This window comes from Bacillus sp. AFS053548, assembly GCF_002575105.1.
Lineage (GTDB): Bacteria > Bacillota > Bacilli > Bacillales > Bacillaceae_G > Gottfriedia.
In genome coordinates, this window is the sequence record NZ_NUHI01000005.1 from 365,625 (window position 1) to 384,116 (window position 18,492).

The window sequence follows — 18,492 nt, forward strand, 5'->3', positions numbered from 1 at the left end:
TGGTTTTACAACAGTGCAACAAAGCTATTGTAAGCTGTAATTTCAGCCTCAATGTCTTTCATATCAATTACATCGTCACCATTTACATCACCTGCTAGCATGATTGCATTCGGAACAGAATAACTTCCTCCCGATGCATAATTATATTGCCCTGCAGTATTAACAGCTAATGTACCATAGAACGTTAAATGACCTGGCATTTTCATTGTAAAGTTGTATGGTTTGTCTCCTGCTTGCATAGGAAGGTCAGTTGTGAATAAACCAGTCTGAATAATTCCTGGATTTGCACTTGAAGCGCTGGCTGTAGTATCCTGAGCTATTGACAATTTAGACGTAATACCACCTGCATTAGGATCTTCAAACTTAACCTCAACCCCCGAACCATCAGCTGTTATTGGCGTTGATCTACCGAATGAATTAGAAGTCGGATAGTTTTGGAAACCTTCCGGTCTAATACTTCCACTAATATATGCTGAGCCTCTAATGTAAAGTTTTTTATCTAGGAATGTAGGGACTCGATCCATTCCATTTTTCCCGCCGTCATACGTTGTGATTTCCGGTATATTTGCAGAACCAACAAGCCATAAAGTATCGTATCCCGCATCGTTTGATACTTTGTATTTAATGTCAAGAAGAGGCATTTCTTTAGCAACACCACCGCTCATTGTGTCCGTTGTATTTAATACACCTTGAGCTTGTACATCTTTCGGAAGATTGAAACTGAATATAAAATCTCCATTTACATCCGTGTCTTTTTGAATCCAAGTCTTATCAGCTGTAAGACCCTTTGTTGCTAAAAAGGCTTTGTATTCCGGACTAAAATCAATATCATTTATATCCGCAAAAGGAAGGCTATCAATATAGAACTTCGCTCCAACAAGATTTTTAGGATATTTAATAGATAATGTTGATTTAAAGTTATCTCCTTTAGAGACTAATGTTTTATCAACAAGGAAGTTAGGATCGACTCCATTTAATGTAGTTGAACCCGGCGAATCTAGTCGCGCAAATCGATTAACTACATACTCATTACCTTTTTTAACAAAATAATAAAATTGTCCTTGCGTTTCAAGATTACCTGCAAATGAATAATCTTCAGGATAAATTCTGAACTGTACACCGTAATTTTCTTTTAATGGGTCATCAGAAGTATTCACAAGGTCTTCTTTACTAATACCAAATTTAAATTGTCCATCACCACTAGGGGTAAGGAAATAGTTGACGTACGGTGCTGAGTTTGAATCACCAAGCATTCCGTCAATTCTACCTAAAGACTGACTTACATTTGTATCAGTATCATAGTTAGGTGGTGCTGGAACTTGCGTTTCATGTCCAACGTTTTTCATATAATCAACATTTGAATCGTAAGCTTTTCCTGAGAACCACTTTAACGCCCCATCTGTCATAGGACCATTGGGATCAATTTCATAAATGCCCGGTTCACTACCTTTATCCATTTGTACCGTTGGGGCGGTGTTATCAACATAAACAGTGCTGTTTTTTTCATATAACTGACCAGTAGTAGCGTCTAAAGCACGAGCTTGTATTGTATAGCCACCTTCTCCAACTTGCTTTTGAGTTGATTGTTGTTGTGTAAGTTTAACTGATAAATTAGGATCATCCTTAGAAATAGGATCTTTATAAGGGTAATAATTACCATTAAGTAATAACGGTGCATAAACCAAATTACCAAGAGTAAAAGCAGATAGATTAAATGTAGCAATATAACCGATATATTTACTTCCTGTTATATCCATAATATAAAGCCTAAAACCAAATGAAGGATCTAGTGGACTTTTTACTCGAACCTCTGCCCAAGATTGAGGAACAACAGCAAATGTATTAGGATTAAAATTTTTATCGCCACTTAAAGTAAAAGCTTTTCTTTGGATTCTAAAATCTAGTCCTCTACTTTGAACATTAATTGCAAGAGGCATGCGGTAAGTTTCATCAGGATTAGCTTGATTAACAAAGTTAATATATGCCTCGTAATATCCACTTGCAGCTGAAGTAGGAGCAGTAAATTTTACTGTAAGATGAATAGTTCCTCCTGCTGGAACTGTAATTGACTTTATTTCAGTCTCAGGTGATGTTGCATTACTTATGCTAATTTTAGCACCTTGCTCTACACCATCTTGTCCATTTGTCATGAACGCATCCTTAAAGAAAGCGCTCGATCCGTTGAAGGTCTTAGCAGCATTTCCGTTATTAGTAATATACAAATCGCCTGTTTTCGTAACAGAACCATCTACTGAGCGAGCAGTATACCCAAACGAAAATGAACCTGTTGTATTTGCTATGTTAATAATATTTGAACTTGATGAATCATCAGCTGATGAGCGTGATTGAATAAAATCCTTTACCTTAAATTGCATATCAGAATGCACTGCTTGATATGGATCGGCTTTACCGGAGCCGATTTGGAATAAACTTTTTTGTGAGTCTATAGGATCAGCCGTTTGCATCAATGCTACTTTGACATCCTCAGGCTTATAGTTTGGATGAGCTGATAAAATCAATGCTGCCATACCAGCAACATGAGGAGTAGCCATTGATGTACCTGACATTGTTTGGTAATTATACGAATAATCTTTGCTATCTGGTTCCCAGATATCATAAGGAGCTGTTGAGAAAATATCTACACCTGGTGCAACAACATCAGGTTTAATTGCTAATGAACCTGTAACTGGACCGGTTGAACTAAAACTAGCAAGTGAATTCCCTGGCATTGTGAAATTTCCAGCATTCGATACAGATATTTTCTTAATCGTACCGGCCTTAAAAGCATTATAGAATTTTGTTCCATCATTCTTGCCTATTTGCAAAGTATAAACCGTACTACCCAACGAACCAAAATAAAATGGATAAAACCCCTGATCATCAAATAGAAGATTAGGATTGTCCGATGGATTCCACAAAATCATTGCCTTAACATGTTCATTAGTCGCGTACTTCATTAGTTGGTCCATAGATGAACCACCGCGCTTGACAAGAACAACTTTATCTTTAACATCAATATTTTTATTACGAAGATCATCATACCAAGCAGGTGTGCCGTATCCAGCATCTACGATATCATACTGAGTCGATCCACTAAGCTTTGAATTCGATTCCGAAAAATCCTTTCCGATTAAACGCGTATTTGTAATCGCAAATGAATCTTCCCCTGATGCTCCATATGAATGGATGTCAAACGTTGGAACTTGAGTAGGTGTAGCAATTGCGCCGACAGTTATTGCCTTAGCTGCTGCACCCGGAGTTCCTACTGTTCCAGCACCTGGCCCAGAATTACCAGCAGCAATAACTGCAGTTACTCCAAGGTCAGAAATATTGTTAATTGCAACAGCATTAGGCGACAATGAATCATTATAAGCTGCACCAAGTGATAAGTTAATTACTTTACACCCATCCTTATATGATTGCTCAATCCCTGCAATAACTGCCTCATCTGTACCACCGTGAGGACCTAATACACGGTAAGCATATAACTGAACTTCAGGAGCAACTCCTCTAACTGCATAAGGAGAACTATTTCTTGATTGACCTGCAATTGTTCCAGCTACGTGGGTTCCGTGAGAAGTAATATAATTATGGTAATCTGTTGGAAAATCCGGATCTTGTTGATCAGATGGAAGTGAATCATTGGCATTCTTTGCAGCTAACCAGTCAGAATATACCGTTTCCATCGGGTCATTGTCATTGTCTACAAAATCCTTACCGCCTTGATATTCTCCAGCAATATCTGGATGATTATAGTCAAGACCTGTGTCAATAACGCCGACCTTTACGCCTTTCCCTGTGATGTTTTCATTTTGTAAATCATGTATTTTTAACCAATCGAGAACTGCTGTTTCACCAGATTGTGGGCCTTCTGGACCCGGAGGTGGAATTGTTCCAGACTGCGTATTAACTGCTTTTTCTGATACGGAAGAGCTATCTGAAGTACTACTTGCTGATTGTATGTTAGATCGATTTGAACGAATAGCAGGTAATACATTTGGATTTGTTTTTTGATCAGAAACATTTCCGTCACCTGTTACGCTTGCTGGAATATCGATTGACTGTGAAGCTGGAATTGGAGAATATTTAACATTTTGATAGACACTCTTTACGTAAGGTAGTGCCAATATATCATTAAGTGAACTTTTAGGAATTTTGACAGCTAACCCGTTAAATACTTGAGTATACTCTCTTCCTATATGAATAGAGCTAGATTCGCCTGTTGCTTTCAATTTTTTAGACTCATTGCTAACGAAACTCTTAAAGTCACTGTGTGTTTGATTTACTTCTGTTTGAGCACTTTCTAACGTAACAGCCGGCGTGCTTTCTTGATTAACAGAAAGTTTTCCAGAAGATGCATTCTTCTGTTGATTTTGCATTTGAATTGGAGCTGGATCAACATTAAATTGAATAATTAAATCTAGTTGGTCTGAAGAGTTTAATAGCTTCGGATCAAACTGAAGCTTCTCTAAATATAAATTTTGCAATTGTTGTGCTTGAGTCAAGTCAAGTTTGCTATTACTGTCTAACTGAACAGTTTGGCTATTACTTGCAGATATTCCACCTGTCATGGCAAAAGCCTGAGCTGTGTAGCCTAGCAGTGTTGAAGTTGCAAGAAACGTTGACATGACCATCTTTTTCATTTTACGATGGCCCATACCTTTCTCATTTCCCTTCTTTAATTTAATAGATAGAGCAAAAGCCCTATTCCCCCCTAACCATTTTTCCCCCTTTAATGACAGAATTTTAATACTGTTAAAAATTTTACGACAATTAATCGCCATTCTTCATTATAAGTTGGGTTATAGGGACAGTAAATTGGGGAATTTTAGGGTAAGATGAAAAAAAAAAATTGTAATATTTTGTTAAATTTTTGGAGCAATATTCTTTTGGCATTGATTTACATGCTTATTTTATAGGAATGGATTTGAGGGAATTTGCAACTTGTCATTCCACAAATTTTGATGGTTTCTGTTTTTTTGGAATAAATTAGTAATTCTTAATCTAATTCCTCAAGTAAAGAACATAAAGAAAAGGCCTCTCAACTTTTTTGAGAGACCTCTCTTTTGATCTTTATAGAATTAACTATTTGACTAAAACGCCTATTTTTTAACCTCTTTCACAAATTTCCATGTTTGTCCTTTATCATTTGATTGATAAAGTTCGCTACTATTCCCGTTATAATCCCCATCTGAACCTTGACCAACCAACATACTTAAAACTCCTCCCATCATAAATGGCATACTTGGTGTATCAAAAGGTTTAATAGTTTGTCCATTTTTCAACTTTACTTCGTGAGGTGTATAATTTACTTTTTTGAAAGTTTTACCCCCATCGTCTGTGCGGTATATGGCTCCTTCATTACCGGAAGGATTAACTGCTCCTAAAAATCCGAGTTTGTCGTCCAAAAAGACGATACCTGAGGCTCCACCAACTGTTCCGCTATATGGATCATTATTTATGATAGTCCATGTGTTTCCACCATTAGTTGTTTTGCTTTATGAATAAAATGTGCTTCCTAATGCTTTATCTGCAACATTTAGTTTATAACCAACTTCTTTAGATAGAAAAAACTGTTCCTTTGTATTAGTTTGCTCGTTTTTCTTCTCATCTGAAGTAGCTTGATTTGGAGTAGTTGATGGTTTACTCCAATTTGGATCACCTATTAAGTTATATCTAGCAGGTGTAATTTCTTTATCCATTCCAGGGACAAATAATGATACAGTATAGCCAATTATTTCAGTACTTGCTGTTTCCGGGCTATATTCTCTTCCATTCTTATCAATATTAATAATTCCATTTGTATTGTATCCCCAATTTCTTTTACCGGAATAGATCAATCCATACTGATTTTCATTCCATTTACTAACTGCTTTTTTAATAGGAACTACATTAACGGTTTCAATTAAAGGTTCTAACAGTTTATCGTCATTATAATTAGGAGCAGCATACCCGTGTAAATATAATGTAATATTTTTTGACTTATTTTTATCATAAGTTATTAGAAAGCTTTCTTCTTTTCCATTGTCATTCTTCCCATACACAAATGTATCAAGGGATGTAATTGTTCCATCTGAATTAAATTTAAGGGAAAAATTATTTTCCATATATAGTTTTTTGGGCAATGTATACTTATTATTTATATCTTCAAAAATGCCCTCTACGCCATATTGATATATATTGTTATGCTCAAATTTAATTGATCTTTGATTTTTTTGCCGTTCTATATACCACGCAAGTTTACCGCCAAAATTTGTCGCACTTTTATATATGTTCGCTCCGTAAAATAATGTAATTGCAACAAACAAGATAATAGAAATAAATTTCCATGCTTTTAAATCTGCTAGTTTATTCGGTTTGTGCTCCCTATTTTTTATTACTTTTATTATGGTAAATACAATGACCAATATCAATAGGGCTACGCTTACTAATAAAATAGGTAGATTTTTATCGATACTTCCATACTTGCATATTGAAGCTAACTTTTGTCCAAAAACCCAGTATCCAATTAAGAAAATCGGATTTGTTAATAATGTTATAAGTATTCTTTTTACTCTTCCCCTCAATCTAAAACTCCCCCCCTAATTGAATTTGTCGTTCTATTTATCCATTTTTAGTATACTTTGTTTTCCTAGATTTCTGCATGACTTGTGATTTACCTTCTTGCCTCATTAAATAAAAAAGCACCCCAATTTGAACAGGAGTGCTAGATCTGAATTATGTTAGATTAAGAAATTAAACTATTATGTTTAGGTATTCGAATCATTGCCTTAAATAAATCACCGTCAACTTGAATTGCAAACTGTCCTTTTTGAATTTCAATTAGACTTTTCGCTATTGAAAGACCTAAACCGCTACCTTGGCTATTTCTCGATTCATCACCTCTTTTGAATCGTTCCATTAGTTCATCAGCTGATATATTTAATTCATAAGCAGAAATGTTTTTGAATGTAAGAAGTATATCATTACCCATATCTTCTATATCTATATATACCCTCGATCCTCTAAGTGCATATTTAAATATATTTGATAATAAATTCTCCACGGACCTCCATAATAGTTTTCCATCCGCTGCAACATAAAGTTTATCTTGAGGATGGTTTATTTTAAATGCTAAATCTAAAGCCTCAATTTTTGAATTTACTTCTCCTAAGCCCTGAGTTAGTAGTGATAAAATATCTATACGTTCTAGATGAACAGGCATCGTACCGCTAGATGCTTTTGCCGCTTCAAATAAATCATCAGTTAATAGCTTTAATCTTTGCGATTTTTGATCCAAAACTTCTACATATTCTTGTATTTTAATAGGGTCCTTTTCCTTTTTCAATAAATCGACATACGTAATAATCGAAGTCAGTGGTGTTCTAATATCATGTGATACATTAGTGATAAGCTCAGTTTTCATCCTCTCACTCTTTAGTTCACGATTAACAGCTGTTTTCAAACCATCTGTTATGCTATTTATATTATTAGAAAGACTTGCAAATTCACCTTTTCCATCTACCTCTATACGATGGTGGAAATCTCCTACTTTAATTTGCTCGACCCCATCTTTAATCGCATTGAACTTTTTTACTTGCTTATACGCAAACCATGCCGCAAAGCCGATCGTGATTGGGAATATAAAAAATGTTACCGCAATTGCGATTGGATAGCCAACTACAAGTAATACCGTTTTAACGCCAGTACTACCACTATTATAGACATTTTTAATAAAAGTAAATAACTTACTTAATAAAAGATAGATTAATGTATGTTTTAACAGTGTTCTATTTTTAATATGCTTTATGATTGATAAGATCAGCGTTAGTGCCACAATAAAAAATGGAATCGAAAGGAAGAATACTAACATACTTAAAACATCAATTGTTAGCGTGTCCACTAATGCTACCCAAGAAGCGGTGAGAGCCATTAATAATAGAACATTTAAGTCATTAAATAATTTATCTATTATATTTAATTGTAGTTCTCGGTCATTGAATGATTTTCTACCAATAATAAGTGCTAAGTATACTAAAGACAGTAATAATCCGATAGAAGAACCTATAAACAGAATGAATGCATTCGTTGCAATTGACTTACTTTCTTTCCATTCTTTTATTTTTTGATTCAAAGTATCTTGCTTGAATGCCATAGAAACTTCCATGTTCTTTGCATTTAACTGATCTAAATTTTCGGTAATCCAGTCAAATCTTTTATTCTTTTCAATCGTTGATGGATAAATTTCTCTTTTATAATCTTTATAAATGATATAGGAAGGGTTCTCTTTGAACTGACCTTTTAGCGTGTTATTTGTAAATTCATTAACACCGTCATTGGCATAATATAATAGATCTTTATTTCCAGCTACTATTTGCATTAACCCTTGATATGTTTTAAGATCATCCGTTATCATCTGATTCTTTGCTTGATTAATTTCATTTGCATAAGCTTCTTTAAAATTTTTAAAATTTTCTTCTTCGCTTAAGTTTTGATTGTATATTTTTGAACGTGCCATAAAATCAGGATATAAAGATGCTTCAATTGTTCTCTTATCCTCTGTGCTAATTGCGCCACCCTTTGAAATATTCTCTTCACTTTTATACTCACTTACTAATTGAGTCAGGCTACTTAAAATAGGCTCAACTTCTAACATATAGGATTTACTAAGAAAGTAATTATCTTCAAAGACTATTCCAAAATCATCATCAGTTAAAGCAGACACATTTGCAATCGATTTAAGTATGCCTGAAAAAAATAAAACAACTAGCGTAAATACAATTATTTTTGTAGTTAACGAATGACTATATTTTCTCGACCTTATATCCAACTCCCCACACCACCTTCAAGTATTTCGGTTCTTTAGGATTTATCTCGATCTTCTCTCTAATTTTTCGAATATGGACAGATACTGTATTTTCCGGATTAAAAGCCGTTTCGTTCCATACTCTTTCATAAATTTCTTCAATTGAAAATACCCTACCTGCATTTTCAGTCAAGAGCTTTACAATCTTATACTGAACTGGAGTAAGATGAACAACTTCCCCATCAACTGTAATGATTTTGCTTTCATCATCGACTACAAGCCCTCCACTACGATATAAACTGTTCTTCGTTTCAAGACTGCCTAAGCTTGTATATCTCCGCAGTTGTGATTTAACTCGTGCTATGAGCTCTAAAGGATTGAATGGCTTTGTTATGTAATCATCTGCTCCTAAATTTAGGCCTAAAATTTTATCAGAATCCTCGGATTTTGCAGACAGCATAATGACAGGAACACCATAATTTTCTCTAATCTTCATCGTAGTCCGAATTCCATCTAATTTAGGCATCATAATATCCATAATAATGAGATGGATTTCTTCGTTTTCGATAGTCGCTAGTGCTTCTACTCCGTTATAGGCTTTGAAGATGCTATATCCTTCATTTTCTAGATAAATACAAATTGCCTCAACAATAGACTGATCATCATCACAAACTAATATGTTCATGTATCTCTCTCCTATTTACCTTTTTCAAAATTGTATCACCTCTTTATTTTTCATGTTAAGAGAATGATAACAGTAAAATCTTAAAATCCATTCAACGTAAATCTTAAGATTTTCTTAGGATTATTAAAAATACAGATTTGGACTTCTTTTATAATGTTGCCCGCTCGTAATTATTAACAATATAGCTTTCAGTTTTCTAAAGGGGGGTTCTTTGAATCAATTATTTAAAAATAACTCTTTAATGTACTTAATAAAAGGTAGGTAATTATTTACAAATATTTTAAATTTTTCTGAAAAAAATTATGATATTGTGGAATTAGGCAATAAAAAAGCAATACATATTAAAGCCTTTCATAGTTTTTTATGTGAATACAAAAAAGTTGCCAATCTGCCTTTGGGCCAAAGTTGAATTCACGGAAAATACTATTAGGAGGTGATTAAACCTTTTTTAAGAACTATCTGTATACAAACAATCTACTTGCTTTAGATTAAGTAATAGTTTTTTTGCCCTAATAAACATATTTTTTTCTTGTACAAATTATCATTTCAGCCCATTTTCTTTATAACCCAAGGGTCCAGGGCACCACGAGAATCCACAACCAGAACACCTTCTTTAGGACACCTTTTATTTTATTTCCCCCCAAGCATATACGATGAATGGATCAAGTTCTTATTCTTGGGTTGTTTCAATTACACTATCAATATTTTTTCAATACTTAGTAGGAGGTTTTTATTTTATGTTAGAAAGTCGATCGGTACAAAATACTATGTTATCTAAAAAAATTAAGAAAAATCTAAAAAGAAAGACAGCCTACCTCGTTTGTTCTAGTTTAGTTTTTTTTAGTAGTGCATTAGGAAACTTATTTACGAAACCTGCACAGGCTGCTGTTGGAACTCATGTTGTAATCAGCGAAGTTTATGGTGGTGGTGGTAATAGTGGTACTTCCTACAAAAATGATTATATTGAACTTTATAATCCTACAGACTCAAGTATTAGCTTATCTGGATGGTCTGTCCAATATGCTTCTTCAACTGGTACATTCAGCAGCATTACAAATTTGACAGGTAGTATTGGATCACATCAGTATTATTTAATTAAAGAAGCAAGTGGTGGTGGCGGAACTGTTGATCTACCGACTGCAGATGTTACAGGTACTATAAATTTAAGTGCAAGCAGCGGAAAAGTTGCACTAGCAAAAGTAACTACAGCGGTATCAGGTTCGACAAATTCTAATGTGGTGGATTTTGTTGGATTCGGCTCTGCAAATGATTCAGAATCTACACCAGTAGGTACTATATCTGCCACGACAAGTGTAGAACGTAAAGACAACAATGGTGGAACTTTCCAAGGCCAAGGGAATGGTTGGGACACGAATAATAATGCTAATGACTTTGTGATTACGAGCAGTCTAATTCCTCAAAATTCGTCTTCTACAGCGGAACCTTCAACAGAAACACAAACGGGCACTGATAATGATCATATCGGATTGGGAAATCCAAGTGGTGCTACAAATTATATATCTAATTCTAATAATTATTTGATGGTTAAACCTCAGTACGATTTATCTTACAACAATAGCAAACACGAGCCTAACTGGGTTAGTTGGCACGTAGGTTCATCTGACCTTGGAAGTGCGGCTCGTCAGGATGACTTCCGTGCTGATACTACATTGCCATCAGGGTGGTATCAAGTTACTGCTAGTGAATTTTCAGGAAGCGGATTTGACCGAGGTCACATGTGTCCATCTGCTGACCGTACATCTACTGTTGCTAATAATTCAGCAACTTTTCTAATGAGCAATATGATTCCTCAAGCTCCAAATAACAACGAAATTACTTGGGCTAATTTAGAGGAGTATAGTCGTTCACTTGTATCAGCTGGAAACGAATTATATGTAATATCTGGAGGCTATGGATCCGGGGGCACTGGGTCTAATGGATATAAGACTACTGTTGGGAATGGGGTTGTCGTACCAGCGAAAACATGGAAAGTGATCGTTGTATTACCTAATGGGAATAATGATTTAAGTCGAGTTACAGCTTCTACGAGGGTAATAGCTGTAGTGCTACCAAATGATCAAACAACTTCTAGTCACCCTTGGAGCTACTATAGGGTAAGTGTAGATTCAATTGAGTCTATGACTGGTTATGACTTCCTATCCTTGGTGCCGGCTAACGTTCAAAGTACCGTAGAAGCTAGTGTTGACAATGGTCCTACAAATTAAGTCCAGGGGAGATTTTCTTCACTTATGATGGAAATTTAAACTAAAAACACAGAAAAGGGAATGTGATCCAAAAAACTTTTGGTAGCACTTTCCCTTTTCTATTTTAAAATAAACTATCTCTATTTATGATATGGTTCATTCCTATTAATTCTAAATGAACGATAGATTTGCTCAACTAAAACCAACTTCATTAACTGATGTGGAAAAGTCATTTTTGAAAATGACAATGTATCATCCGCTCTTTTCATCACAGCATCACTTAGACCTAATGACCCGCCAATCACAAATGCAACTTTGCTGTTTCCATATGTGGCAAGTTGATCTATTTTTTTTGCTAGTGATTCAGACGTATGTTCCTTCCCTTTAATTGCTAATGCAATTACATAAGCATCTTCTGCTATTTTACTTAAAATTCTTTCGCCTTCTTTTTCTTTTACGATTAGCACGTCTGCATCGCTTAAATTCTCTGGTGCCTTTTCATCTGGGACTTCGATTATATCCATTTTTGCATAACTAGATAATCGTTTTATGTATTCATCAATCCCCATCTTTAGATACTTCTCTTTTAACTTTCCAACACTGATAATTGAGATATTCACATTATATCCTCACTTTACGAACAAGTTATACACAAAAGTTATCCACATACCCACAATTTCTATCCACATTTAGTGGGGGAATCTATGTTCGATACAATATATATGGCATCATTTTGACAATATTCACAGGTTGTGGATATATTATGCGATTTTTCGACTTTATTCAACAGGGGTGTTTCACTATACTTATCCACAAAATCGTCAAGAGCCCATTCTATATGCTCATCACAGCTTAAAATTATTTTTTCCACTTATACACAGCTCCTTTTTTTAGCACATAAAGAAAACTCGTCGATTGACGAGCCTTTTAGGCGAAGTCAGAGGCGTAGTTGCACTTATACTTAATTCCTAAAATTGGCGACTACGTCGAGTACCACTCCCTGCTTCCCAGTTTATATTTTTTAACGTAAAAAAAAGAGGAGAAAGTAAACTCTCCCCTTAAGTATGCGCTTTGTTTTATACATACACTATATCTGTTGGTTTTTGAGGGTCCGTATCATGAATTTCAAATTGCATCCCAACTTCAAATCCTTTTCCCTCTAATGTTTGAGTAACAGACATTCTGGCAAGCTCTTTCATATTATTATCTTGGCTTAAATGTGCAAGATAAATACGTTTTGTTTTATCTCCAATTACATCTGACATTGCTAGTGCAGCATCCTCATTTGAAACGTGACCAACATCGCTTAAAATACGGCGTTTAATGCTCCATGGATATCTACCCATGCGTAACATTTCGACATCATGGTTACTTTCAAAAATATACATATCTGCGTTAGAAATGATTCCCTTCATTCGGTCACTTACATAGCCTGTATCCGTAATTGTAACAAATTTTTTCTCATTATGATGAAATACGTAAAACATTGGTTCAGCAGCATCATGTGATACACCAAATGATTCAACTTCAATATCCCCAAACTGAATCGTCGTTTCCATGTTAAAAATGAACTTTTGCTCTGTTGGAATTTCTCCAATTAAATGGTTCATTGCTTTCCATGTTTTTTCATTCGCGTAAATTGGGATTTGATATCTTCTGGCAAGAACTCCAAGCCCTTTAATATGATCACTATGCTCATGCGTGACTAGAATGCCGGAAACTTCTTTTATATCCCTGTTGATTTCTTTAAATAAAGACTCCATCGCTTTACCACTTAGTCCTGTATCAACTAAAAGCTTAGTTTTCTCCGTCCCAACGTATAACGCATTTCCGGTACTTCCACTTGCAAGTACACTAAAATGCAGACTCATCGCTATTCACTCCATTGTTCTTTATCGATCTTAATTATTTGTCCCTCAATAGCATTAACAAAGTAATCCTGCTGTTCATTGACAACTATATGCCACGCTGGTGCGATGAATTTAACTCCATTCGATAACGGGATTACTGTATAATAGCCAAAATCAACTTTTGTAATTCGATCACTCGGTTTTAATTCATCTTTCACAAATAAATTTTCAATGGCTTTAATTGCCGGTAAAGCTTCTTGCACATTCTTTTTATCGATCATTTCTTTTAAGTTTTCTAAATATCTTTGGCGATACCCGTATATCTCATTTTTATCGTTATACTTTATTTCAACTACTGAGCTTTCGATATTATAAATTAAGCGATCTTTATAGGTTTGACAGAAGTATATAGTTTTTGACGTTGGATCTATTTGACAATAATGATAGTTACCACCATTCCAAACATACTCCTTCACAAAATTTTCTAAGAAGAGTATTTTATTTGTCTCTGCAATTGGAACTGGTTTTTTCAATTGACTTTGTAATACATCTTTGTAGATTTGTATATTCTGTCCTTTTCTATCAGCAAAAGTTTTCTTCGAGAAATCCTTACTATTTCCTGATATATAAGATTCCTTTAAAGAATTTTTAGGTAATGTCACATATGTGATATCATTTTCCTTTAATTGCTCCTCAATACTCGATTCCGCCATCGTATCAAACTGATCGCTACTTCGCTTTTGATAATATTGAATCGCTAAAAATAAATCTAATACTAAGAAAGTTAAAATAAATATTGTTTTGATCCTACTCCAATCCAACAATATTCACCCCAGTTCTACTTAGCAAATCTTGATCAATCTTCTTATATGTGTCATCGTAATTTATAATCCAAACAGGTTTTAACTGGATTGCTCTATTATAGTACGGCTGATTGATTGTTGATTTATCTTCATCAAATATCGTCTCGTACCCTAAGCTAATATCCTTAATAAGGGATTTATTAATAGATTTATTATTAGATATGATCTCCATAATTTGAGGACCGGCCATTAATTCCATTTCACTTTCCTTCTTGTCCACCTGGATTCTAGTAAATTTATACAATGGACGTTTAAAGGTTTCTATATCATCTACTCCCCAGCCCGTCGTAATTGTTGAATTATTATACACAGGTAAATTATTTACAAAAAGTCTAAATGAAACTTCATTATTTTCAGGTTTAACACCAGATAATATATATCCATCAGTCCAGCCACCATGAGCATTAATAAAATCAACACTTCTTTGGACTAATAAATTAGGACTTTGGTTATTATTATTTTCAGGTGTTGTCGGGTTAACAAATGCAATCGAACGGTTTAATGGTGAAACTGACATTAATCTAGTACCGTCTGTGAATGTATCTCCTGAATCAGTACTTTCTCTTCGGACATTTGATGGATCACTAAATATTGCATCTTTTAATTTATCAACATCTATATCCGTTGTAAGAAACTCCATCGTTGTTAATTTGATTGGTTTTTTAGGTAAATAAATTATTTTACCTGAATCTAACTTATATCTTAAGCTTTCAGTAAAGCTTTCGTAATTGTCTCTTATCTTTTCAACTGAAGCAATAATTGAAGAGTTATCAAAGGTTGCTCCATAGAGAATATTTTGTGCTTCATTTGAAAAATAGATCCTTGCTGAAGAATCCTGTTTAGTAGATAAATTGATGATTATTCGGTCAAATAAAACATTTTGTAGTCGTTTTGCATCTAGATTAAGAACTTTACCTAATGTCTCTACTGGTACTACAGTCGGAAAAATAATTTCTAATTTATTTTTTCCTTTTGTAATTGATTGGTAGGCAACTTCAGACGTTTTATTTGTCAGATTTTCAAAATTTGTGATTTCGGATTTCTGCAATGATCTATAAATCGGTGATATATTACTCTGTTTAGTTGTTTCATAATTTTTATTTGATTCATGAACAACTAATAAATTCGGAATTACTATGTCCTTAAAGTCTCTTTTTGCACCAATCGAAACTTTTTGGACATAGTCTTGATTTTGAAGTACATCGTATGTTGGTTGATATGACCATAAGCTATATGAAAGTACTAAGCTTACTATAACAAGAGTAGTTAATATAACTGATTTTATATGTTCTCTTCTCATTCCCACTCATCCTCTTGGTCATCAGCCACCGGAAGTGTGAAATAGACTGTTGTACCCTTTCCTTCTTCACTTTTAGCCCATATATGACCATCGTGCGCGTAAATCATTTCTTTTGCCAAAGCAAGCCCTAGGCCGGTTCCCCCAACTTGTCTCGATCTAGCTTTATCTACTCGATAGAAACGATCAAATATTTTTGATAGATTTTCTTTTGGAATTCCCATACCTTGGTCAGTAATACTAACTAATATTTGATCTCTAGATTCCTTAATACGATAAGTTACAGTCCCACCTTCTGGTGAATACTTTAATGCATTTGAAATAATATTATCTAACACTTGTGTAATTTTATCTTCATCTATAAATACAAATCTCGTCTTACTTATAAACTCACGTTTGAACGATACTTCTTGAGACTTGCTCATTTCATGTCGATCGATTATACGATTAAACAACTCTGTAAAGTTAACCCAATCTTTCATTAAACGATATTCGGTACTATCTAACTTAGATAATTGTAATAAGTCATTTACTAGCCTAATCATTCGTTCAGTTTCATCTTGAGTTACTTGTAAAAACTTAGGAGCAATTTCTTTATTCTCCCAAGCTCCATCTGATAATGCTTCTAGATAGCTTCTCATCGTTGTTAACGGCGTTCTTAATTCATGTGACACATTGGAAACAAAATCTCTACGTTCTTGCTCTATTTTTTCCTGTTCAGTTACATCATAGAGTACGGCGATCAGACCATTAACTTTACCAGACTCTTTTTGTATAGTTGAAAAGCTAGCTCGTATAATCATTGGTCTCTTATTATCACTATAATCTAACATAATTGAATCTGGCTCATCGTATAAATCATCTAAAGTATTGATCTTTTCGATTCCCAATACCTCTAAGATCGATTTATTTAATACTGTTTCACGTGAAACATTAAGCATCGTTTCAGCTGGATCGTTTAAAAGAATAATTTTCCCTCTACGGTCAGTTGCAATAACCCCATCTGACATATGCTCTAGTACTGATTGAAGCTTTCTTCTTTCTCCATCCGTTGAAGCTCTGGCTTGCTGTAAATTACGTGATAGATTATTAAATGATATCGTTAATTCACCAATCTCATCTTCACTATAGGCCTTTAATTTGCGAGAGAAATTTCCTTTCGCCATTTCTTGGGCCTGTCTTCTAATTTCAGAGATTGGCTTCGTAATTGCTTTAGCCAATAATATTCCTAAAATGGATGTAATCGCGACTGCTATAAGTGTACCAGTTGAAAAAATACGGTTAATTAATTCCATTCTTTCATAAGTGCTTTCCATAGAAGCACTTGTGTAAATGGCTGAAACAATTTCGTCACCTTCCATTACTGGGGTAACAATCGTTTTCATTCGATGACCATTTTTAGGATCAATTAACACTTTCTCAGTTCTAGTACCTACTAAAAGTGCTCTTTTTACTAAAATATCAGTAGTCCTTTTACCAACAATAGATCGATTACTAGAATCTGAAGTAGCAATGACTTCACTATTTTGGTTAATAACTCTTACGTCTGATATTCCAATATTCTTTCCGAAGTCAGAAACTATTTTTTGAATATTAGCTTTTACTTCTGGATCGTCTAGAGTTTTCTTTTTTTCATACTCTATTTTTATATTGTAAGCCAATAGCTTAGCACGTTCGTTTATCGCAACTGTAAAACTGTTTACAAGTTGCTTTTCAAGCTCTCTTGAAAAATAAACGCTAATAATTTGCATAGCCACCAAGATTAGTAAAATATAAACAAGTACAAATTTAAATACAATTGATTTAAATAAACCAACTTTATTATAAGCTGCCATTAATCTTGCTCCGGATCACGGAGGTAATATCCTACTCCTCTTCTTGTTACAATGAAAAGTGGATAACTTGGATTGTCCTCAATTTTCTCACGAAGTCTTCGGATTGTTACATCGACAGTTCGTACATCTCCAAAGTAATCATAACCCCAAACAGTTTGAAGTAAATGTTCTCTCGTCATAACCTGTCCGATATGCTTCGCTAAATAATATAGTAATTCAAATTCGCGGTGAGTTAATTCGATCTTCTCGCCACGTTTTGTTACGATATAAGCGTTTGGATTGATAACAAGCGAGCCAATAATAACTTCCACTGACTCTTCTTTTTCAGATGTAGTTCCTGTTTGGTGTCTACGTAAATTTGCTTTTACTCTGGCAAGTAACTCACGTGTACTAAATGGTTTTGTTACGTAGTCATCTGCTCCCATTTCTAAACCTAGTACTTTATCTAATTCTGAGTCTTTTGCTGTAATCATAATGATTGGCATTTCATGGTTCTTTCTTATTTCTCTACAAACTTCTAAACCATCTCTAATTGGTAACATAATATCTAATAAAACTAGATCAGGAAGAAACTCATCTACTTTTTGTAATGCTTCCTCTCCATCATACGCACAAACAATTTCAAAGCCTTCTTTTTCTAAATTAAACTTCAATATATCAGCAATTGGTTTTTCATCATCGACTATTAATATTTTTTTATTCATTCCCCGCACTCCTTTTCTAGTCAGTTTTTGCTACCGTCAATTCTATACATATCTTTTGCATTTTAATATAAAATTAGGCAACAAATAAACTTATCATAGCAATTTCGTTTTGTGGACTATCAATCTAAATATAATACGACTACGCTCTTACGTGTTATTCTTTTTGTATATAAACACTAGATTTTTGAAAAAAACCTCTAGCTTGTTGCTAGAGGTCTACTCCACTTACTTCTATTTTAAATTAAGTAAGTTTTTTTGTAAAATCGAAC

Annotated in this window: 11 protein-coding genes and 1 pseudogene; 1 reads left to right on the forward strand and 11 read right to left on the reverse strand. The window is 34.2% G+C overall.

The features are described 5' to 3' along the window. Nucleotides 1-5 precede the first annotated feature (5 nt). The 4 genes and pseudogenes from CN946_RS03520 to CN946_RS03535 all read right to left on the reverse strand — a co-directional run bounded on the left by CN946_RS03520 (nt 6) and on the right by CN946_RS03535 (nt 9,470). Nucleotides 6-4,658, reverse strand: coding sequence for a S8 family serine peptidase (locus CN946_RS03520; RefSeq protein WP_176547186.1), 4,653 nt, complete (start codon nt 4,656-4,658; stop codon nt 6-8). 444 nt (nt 4,659-5,102) lie between these two features. Beyond that, nucleotides 5,103-6,566, reverse strand: a pseudogene (locus tag CN946_RS03525) (WD40/YVTN/BNR-like repeat-containing protein). Between the two features lie 161 nt (nt 6,567-6,727). Next, nucleotides 6,728-8,809 (reverse strand): HAMP domain-containing sensor histidine kinase, encoded by a 2,082-nt coding sequence (locus CN946_RS03530; RefSeq protein WP_098859916.1) that lies wholly within the window; start codon nt 8,807-8,809, stop codon nt 6,728-6,730. Next, on the reverse strand, nt 8,784-9,470 hold the full coding sequence (locus tag CN946_RS03535) for a response regulator transcription factor (RefSeq protein WP_098859917.1): 687 nt from the start codon (nt 9,468-9,470) through the stop codon (nt 8,784-8,786). The genes CN946_RS03530 and CN946_RS03535 overlap by 26 nt, the downstream gene beginning before the upstream one ends. Before the next feature lie 737 nt (nt 9,471-10,207). Here CN946_RS03535 and CN946_RS03540 point away from each other — a divergent pair. Then, nucleotides 10,208-11,695, forward strand: a complete 1,488-nt coding sequence (locus tag CN946_RS03540) for a DNA/RNA non-specific endonuclease (RefSeq protein WP_176547187.1) — start codon at nt 10,208-10,210, stop codon at nt 11,693-11,695. Between the two features lie 119 nt (nt 11,696-11,814). On the opposite strand, the gene rlmH is transcribed toward CN946_RS03540, so the two are convergent. The 7 genes from rlmH to yycF all read right to left on the reverse strand — a co-directional run bounded on the left by rlmH (nt 11,815) and on the right by yycF (nt 18,223). Then, the gene (gene rlmH, locus CN946_RS03545) at nt 11,815-12,294 is read right to left on the reverse strand and encodes a 23S rRNA (pseudouridine(1915)-N(3))-methyltransferase RlmH (protein WP_098859919.1); all 480 of its coding nucleotides are present in this window, start codon (nt 12,292-12,294) and stop codon (nt 11,815-11,817) included. A gap of 59 nt (nt 12,295-12,353) precedes the next feature. Further along, a complete protein-coding gene (locus tag CN946_RS03550; protein ID WP_435817588.1) occupies nt 12,354-12,545 on the reverse strand; it encodes a CxxH/CxxC protein in 192 nt (63 codons plus the stop codon). 205 nt (nt 12,546-12,750) lie between these two features. Then, entirely contained in the window at nt 12,751-13,545 is a 795-nt protein-coding gene (locus CN946_RS03555) for an MBL fold metallo-hydrolase (protein ID WP_098233308.1), read from the reverse strand. A 2-nt stretch (nt 13,546-13,547) separates the two neighbouring features. Beyond that, complete coding sequence (locus tag CN946_RS03560; protein ID WP_098859920.1) at nt 13,548-14,345, reverse strand: two-component system regulatory protein YycI; 798 nt, start codon at nt 14,343-14,345, stop codon at nt 13,548-13,550. Continuing rightward, nucleotides 14,332-15,687, reverse strand: a complete 1,356-nt coding sequence (locus tag CN946_RS03565; protein WP_098859921.1) for a YycH family regulatory protein — start codon at nt 15,685-15,687, stop codon at nt 14,332-14,334. The genes CN946_RS03560 and CN946_RS03565 overlap by 14 nt, the downstream gene beginning before the upstream one ends. Further along, nucleotides 15,684-17,519 (reverse strand): cell wall metabolism sensor histidine kinase WalK, encoded by a 1,836-nt coding sequence (walK, locus tag CN946_RS03570; RefSeq protein WP_098859922.1) that lies wholly within the window; start codon nt 17,517-17,519, stop codon nt 15,684-15,686. Before walK ends, CN946_RS03565 begins: the two co-directional genes overlap by 4 nt. After that, nucleotides 17,519-18,223 (reverse strand): response regulator YycF, encoded by a 705-nt coding sequence (yycF, locus tag CN946_RS03575; RefSeq protein WP_088012660.1) that lies wholly within the window; start codon nt 18,221-18,223, stop codon nt 17,519-17,521. Before yycF ends, walK begins: the two co-directional genes overlap by 1 nt. Nucleotides 18,224-18,492: the final 269 nt, after the last annotated feature.